Here is a 4,274-nt window from a genome sequence, read left to right on the forward strand (position 1 = left end):
GATTGATGAAGCGCGTTCAGGTATATTTGGTTACATCGAAATATTTTATAACCGCAAGAGAAGGCACTCTGCGAACGACGGGCTTAGCCCCGTCGATTTTGAGGAGGCAGCAACTATCGCTGCTTAAGTAAGGTGTCTACTTTTTGTGGGGAACACCAAAAAACAAAAAAACATAGTAAAAATATTTTCAACATACAACTACCTTAAACGCTGAATTTTTCTATAAACGTCAGACTTACTACCCCAGGGCTCACAACCCCCTTCATGATTAAAGGCAAGCGTTACACGTGCACCCGCGGTTTTTGCCGCCAACAAATATGCATACATGCGTGCCCTAGCTTCAGGTTCCAAACTCTTACTAACCGCAAAGGTTGTTTTATTTGCGCACTCATCTACATCATCGCCATCCACATCTTTTAAATTCACCAAAATCGTATTATTTGATGCATAAATATTTAACGATGCCACTTCACCGCTCGCCTCCAACCAATATGCGTTCGCCAAGCATGGCAACAAAAATAACATTAAGGCAAATACAAACTTCATTTTTCCACCAAATTTAATGAATTTGAAAATGATAAGGTTTATCTGAAGGATTGACCCATGAGCCGATGCTCTTGCACAAGCCCGCATTCTGATTTCCTGCCCCACTACCGCCTTGGTAATATACAGATACTGACTTATCAGCCATCTTGGCCGCCAAGCCTATAGACACCCAAACTTTACAGTACTCCTCTTCAAGGACACATAGTTTGTGAACGCCAAAACCATTACTTAACCACAAGCTTCCATCCGTACCAAGATAACTTACCTTCCCGGTGCAATAGTAGTTAGCGTAGGCTGCCGATGAAAAACAAAACACAGATAGAATTAAAAAAGCTCGCCACAACAATTTCATTTTCTCTCTCCCTTGCAAATCTGGTGACTATACATCGCCCAGATCCAATTTTTTACAATTCGACACATTGTCTATATTGGTATCTAATTGCGCTAGCGCATTGGCAAGTTGTTGAATTATTACTACGCCGTCTTGTTTTATCTGCACCAGGGCTGGCCAGGGTTTTGGTGCTTCAAGCAGCAGATCACACAACAAAGCCTGTTTGTTTTCCAGCTGTATTTTCCAATAAGCTTGTACGTTTTCATCACTGCCCGGCACCAGCTTAAAACCATATTGCTCAACGGTAACGGTTAATGGCGAGGCTTTCGCCAACTCGGAACCTGAAAAGTGTTGATGCACCATGGCTTGCGCATCAAAACCGGCAGCCTTCGCCGACTTATCAATATCCTTTGCTATGCCCTCATCAATTGCCACACCAACGGCAATGCCCATCGCCCCCATAGAAGCGCTAAGCATCATACCGGCGCCGGCACCTTTGCCGCTAAAACGAATACGATCCGGGTCGGGCATGGTAAGTTGTATTTCATAAGACTTGCCCACAAACATCTGGCAGCCGAGCAAAGCCGATAACAAAAACAGCAAAACAATATAACGGCTACCGCAAAGCAGCTTTGGCGCCAACAAACCTAACACTCTCCCCCCTTATCTCTAGCTACGGGTTATAAACGTAATTCACACGGCAGCGGCCATTTATCATGGTCGACTCATCGGTAATGGCTTGAATGCAAACCTTATTACCCTGAGCTTTCTCCGCCAATAAAAAACTAACGAGAAGGTCTTTATTATTTGCATCGTGTTTAACAAAAAAACCACCGGAGCACGCTGCGGGATTTTCTTGATACTCGACCCAAATACCATACTGGTCACTGCCTTGCGCCCAAATACGCAAACGTTGTATCTCATCACAGTATTTATTTGATGTAGCGATGGTGTTTGCTGATACAAACAACAAAAATATCAGTAAAGCTCTATACAAAATACGCTCCATATCTATAACGTCGCAGAAATAAACTACTCAAGCTCCTAAAATGCCACTGGAGACAATAGCCCCTACTAATTCATCATCACATGCAATACAGGAATTAGCCACGGATAGTTGTATGTATCATTAATAACCTGCTGATACATAGCATTGATTTGGTCACGCATAGCAAAATCAGACTCCTGATACGACGTCAGGTGCATCGCATTCGCGGGGCCACCAATAACCAAATCAAAAGGTGTAACATAATCGCTAACGGGGCCGGTGCTATCGAGTGGCGCATCAATAGCCAAAGCACTAATGGTTGGAATAAAGCATGATGTTTGGCGGCGCACCTGTACTTTGTTTGAATACGGATTGCTCCATTCCTTCTCAAACTGTTCATCTAATGTCGCCGCAATTTGCTCTGGCGCCACGCTCGTCGAACAAGGAACGTCATCAAAATGCAACAACGAGCTATAGGCTTTTTCTTCCTTTTTATAGTTGTCCGTACCATCCCCGCCAGATAAACCATCGCTGGCATCTTCATATATCAACTCACCATTAAAAATCAAAGATCCCGCAGTCTTACTACCTTGTTGAAATACCTCAAACCAAAGCTCGTTGTCGTTAGTATCTTTATTGGTGGTGCGGTAATACAGATACATATTACTTTCGCCTGCATCTTGCAAACGCCCGGTAATAGCCCCATTGGCAACCGCAATATTCTGTTTAGTAGACTCAGGAAAACCGAGCTTATCCAGCTCCGTCTGAAGCACCAAACCATCAGCGTGCATAGAATAGCCATAAAATAGGTTTTGAACGATAAGCTGGCGACCAACCGGAGATTTCAAAGTTTTATCAAGGATAAAATCTGCCGTTGCGATACTTTTATTTAGGTCACGAACGGCCTCACCAAGCTCTTCACTAAGACGAAGATCATGCCCAAGCAAATCATCGGAAAACCATTCGCTTAAGTCGAGTATATTTTGAAAAAACCAACTATTGTTGTCATCTTTGGCCTGCTTAAAAGCATCGCGAAGAAACTTTGGCAGGTATTGAAGTGATACCGGGGTATGGGCGCCCTTATGCGGAGAATCGTAAGAAATATAATAAGCAACACCATGGTCGTTATTGTTACTCTCCATTGTTGTTAACGCGTACCTGGCTACAACCCCACCAAGGCTTAAGCCAAGCATTACCGACTTAGTTTGCTGAGTCTGAAGTGATTCAATACGATCAATTGCCGCCACAAGCGCCATGGCTTTGTTCTGGAGATAATCATCACTCATTCGCGAATAATCCAGATACACAATATCGACACCGGATGCGCTTGCAGATTGTTTAAACCCGCTTGGAATATGCTCCAAACCTAATGGCTCATTTCCTGATATCGCTGTATCAGCCTCATACGGACCAACAACATATGCAACCCGGTTTAACTGGCTTCCATTACCCGCCGAAACAACTTTAACATCAACTTCGCCAAAGCCTATGTACTCAGAGCGCGCAGTAACCGTACAGCCCTCGGCACTATAAAAATCTGATATGTCGTTACATTCCGTCGCCGCAACATGAGCCGAGATCAACATCCATATAACCGCAAGTACACTTCCATGTTTCATACATCACCTCAATTAAATCAATAGTTAACCAACACGATAAATACGAATACGATCGCCCGAGCAGAGATCTTTTGAATCGTAACCAATGTTAACAACTTCACCGGCGGCATACGCCGCCAGCATCCTTGCAAATACGTACTGCCGCCGATGCTCTTCCACGCCTGCATCCAGGGCCAGGTAGTCAAAGTTCCCGCAAATGGGGTGGCTTTTGGGCTGATTTTCAACGCGAATTAAAATTGTATCGTTATATGGATACGTAATTACATCCAAAATCTTACCGCGAAAGTTAGCATCGTAATCGGCATGCACCGCCGCGGGAACCAACACCATCATCAACAACAAAAATTTACGTTTCATACCTATTACCAATTTAAACTAATCGTTCAATCTTGGGCCAAAATACCAACCTGTTAAAAAAGACCAAGATTCATGAGAAGAGCGGCATCTTAAAATACACTTGGCGGCTCCACGAGCTAATAATCACAAAAACAAAGCAATACTAAAACAGGCTAATCAGTTTGCAGGTATTGAAGCATGCCGCCAGGCACTACTACCATCGGCACTTTGAGCGTAAACGCGATCGAGCAATACGTCGTATACAACAATATCGTCTGAGATGGCTCGAGCACTAAGCAATAGCCATAGAATAAGTACAGTGACTCTCATATCAATCCATTGAAAGCTAAGAGGGGAAATCTAGCTGGAAGTACAGCCTAGGGCCTGTTAACACTAATTAAATGCACTCTGTTGCGCCCCTCATTCTGCTATCAAGGCGTTTGGAGCGCAGTTT

The 4,274-nt window shown here is 43.8% G+C and carries 7 protein-coding genes; 1 reads left to right on the plus strand and 6 read right to left on the minus strand.

What is annotated here, in order from left to right:
• Nucleotides 1-127: IS3 family transposase (locus CFK45_RS18110; RefSeq protein ID WP_143247539.1), on the plus strand; the 127-nt coding region annotated here is incomplete at its 5' end.
• A gap of 71 nt (nucleotides 128-198) precedes the next feature.
• On the opposite strand, the gene CFK45_RS18115 is transcribed toward CFK45_RS18110, so the two are convergent.
• The 6 genes from CFK45_RS18115 to CFK45_RS18135 all read right to left on the minus strand — a co-directional run bounded on the left by CFK45_RS18115 (nucleotide 199) and on the right by CFK45_RS18135 (nucleotide 3,841).
• Nucleotides 199-546 (minus strand): hypothetical protein, encoded by a 348-nt coding sequence (locus CFK45_RS18115; protein ID WP_096087865.1) that lies wholly within the window; start codon nucleotides 544-546, stop codon nucleotides 199-201.
• A gap of 13 nt (nucleotides 547-559) precedes the next feature.
• On the minus strand, nucleotides 560-898 hold the full coding sequence (locus tag CFK45_RS18415) for a hypothetical protein (protein ID WP_143247650.1): 339 nt from the start codon (nucleotides 896-898) through the stop codon (nucleotides 560-562).
• Nucleotides 899-925: 27 nt separating this feature from the next.
• Complete coding sequence (locus CFK45_RS18120; protein ID WP_096087862.1) at nucleotides 926-1,531, minus strand: hypothetical protein; 606 nt, start codon at nucleotides 1,529-1,531, stop codon at nucleotides 926-928.
• Nucleotides 1,532-1,550: 19 nt separating this feature from the next.
• Nucleotides 1,551-1,874, minus strand: coding sequence for a hypothetical protein (locus tag CFK45_RS18125; RefSeq protein WP_204378514.1), 324 nt, complete (start codon nucleotides 1,872-1,874; stop codon nucleotides 1,551-1,553).
• A gap of 77 nt (nucleotides 1,875-1,951) precedes the next feature.
• A complete protein-coding gene (locus tag CFK45_RS18130) occupies nucleotides 1,952-3,484 on the minus strand; it encodes a PGAP1-like alpha/beta domain-containing protein (RefSeq protein ID WP_096087863.1) in 1,533 nt (510 codons plus the stop codon).
• A 24-nt stretch (nucleotides 3,485-3,508) separates the two neighbouring features.
• Nucleotides 3,509-3,841 (minus strand): hypothetical protein, encoded by a 333-nt coding sequence (locus CFK45_RS18135; protein ID WP_096087864.1) that lies wholly within the window; start codon nucleotides 3,839-3,841, stop codon nucleotides 3,509-3,511.
• Nucleotides 3,842-4,274: the final 433 nt, after the last annotated feature.

The organism is Agaribacterium haliotis, assembly GCF_002312815.1.
Classification (GTDB): domain Bacteria; phylum Pseudomonadota; class Gammaproteobacteria; order Pseudomonadales; family Cellvibrionaceae; genus Agaribacterium; species Agaribacterium haliotis.

Coding starts and splice junctions, on each gene's coding strand:
- CFK45_RS18415 (WP_143247650.1), bottom strand. CDS start 898: ATGAAATTGTTGTGGCGAGCTTTTTTAATTCTATCTGTGTTTTGTTTT.
- CFK45_RS18115 (WP_096087865.1), bottom strand. CDS start 546: ATGAAGTTTGTATTTGCCTTAATGTTATTTTTGTTGCCATGCTTGGCG.
- CFK45_RS18135 (WP_096087864.1), bottom strand. CDS start 3,841: ATGAAACGTAAATTTTTGTTGTTGATGATGGTGTTGGTTCCCGCGGCG.
- CFK45_RS18130 (WP_096087863.1), bottom strand. CDS start 3,484: ATGAAACATGGAAGTGTACTTGCGGTTATATGGATGTTGATCTCGGCT.